The organism is Candidatus Symbiopectobacterium sp. NZEC135 (assembly GCF_025962695.1).
On the sequence record NZ_JAGFPF010000519.1, the window covers coordinates 1 to 1,269 of the forward strand.

Annotated in this window: 2 pseudogenes; both read right to left on the reverse strand. The window is 52.6% G+C overall.

The features are described 5' to 3' along the window. Window positions 1-434, reverse strand: a pseudogene (locus tag J5224_RS28380) (glutathione S-transferase family protein); the annotation flags it as partial. Window positions 435-587: 153 nt separating this feature from the next. Next, window positions 588-1,171: pseudogene (locus J5224_RS28385) on the reverse strand (substrate binding domain-containing protein). Between the last annotated feature and the right edge of the window lie 98 nt (window positions 1,172-1,269).

Genomic DNA, 1,269 nt, shown 5'->3' on the forward strand with positions numbered 1-1,269 from the left:
TGGCTGTTGAACAGACGAATGATATCGGCCGATTCGTTATTAACGATGCGCCCTTCGATACGATCCCACAGTACTGGCACTGAAACTTTACCGGTGTAATGGGCATCGCTGGCGGTATACAACTGATGCAGGTAACGTACGGGGGCAACGTGCTCGCCCGCCTCTTGCGGGGTGGTAAACTCCCAGCCGTTATCTGCAATCACCGGTTGCGCAATGGACAGGGAAACAATATTTTCCAACCCCTTAAGCTTGCGAAACATCAAGGTGCGCGACGCCCACGGGCAGAGATAAGAAACAAAAAGTTGATAGCGGCCCGCTTCTGGGATCAGTGTTGTTTGGCGAAACAGCGTTTCCTGGCGCTGAAAAGCCCCATTTTTGATCTCTTCTGCGGCGACATCGCCATTGACCCACTGGCCGTTGACTAAACCTGACATGATATAGCGTTCCCCATCTTGCCTGTTGTCGGTGAGACAAACCTAAAAAATAATCATAGTTATTGTTGTGACGTTATCCATGTTAACAGCCGGAGCAATACGAAACAGGGCAGATTTTTCATCAAGTCGAACAGTTTTTTTGACGAGCTGGCTTTAACGCTGATTTCCCGACGTGCCCGTGCAGCCGTACCAGGGGGGAGTGCTGAGCTGTTCGGCCAGAAAATCGATAAAGCGTCTTACCTTCAGCGGCAGCAATTTGCGCGTTGGGTAGACGGCGTAAATATTCAGCTCCAGCGTGGTGTAATCGGGCAATACTTCGACCAGCGTACCTGCGCGTAAATCTTCACCCACCAGAAAATCCGGTTGCAGAATAATGCCCTGATGCGCCAGCGCTGCATAACGGCAGGTATCCCCGTTGTTGGCATGAATATGCGGTTGAGTTTTCACCGTGATAGCTTCACTGCCGTCATTGGGAGAGAAGTGCCACTCATTGCCCGGTGCCCAATAGCTGTACGAGATAACGCGATCGCCAGATAGGCCGGTGAGGCACACAGCACCATGCGTGTTTTGGCGAGCGGACGACACACCAGCATCGAGTTAGGCAATTGTGCGATGCGAATCACCACGTCGTAGCCTTCTTCCACCAGATCCACCACGCGGTCGGACAGAATGATATCGAGTTTTACCTGCGGGTTCTCTTCCACAAATTTACCCCACAGCGGCGCAAGGTATTTCACGCCGAAGGTTTGCGGCGCACCGACGCGTAATCGCCCATGAACCTCCGCCGAGCAGGCGGTAATTTCCGATTCGGCCTCTTTTACCGATGCCAGCAACT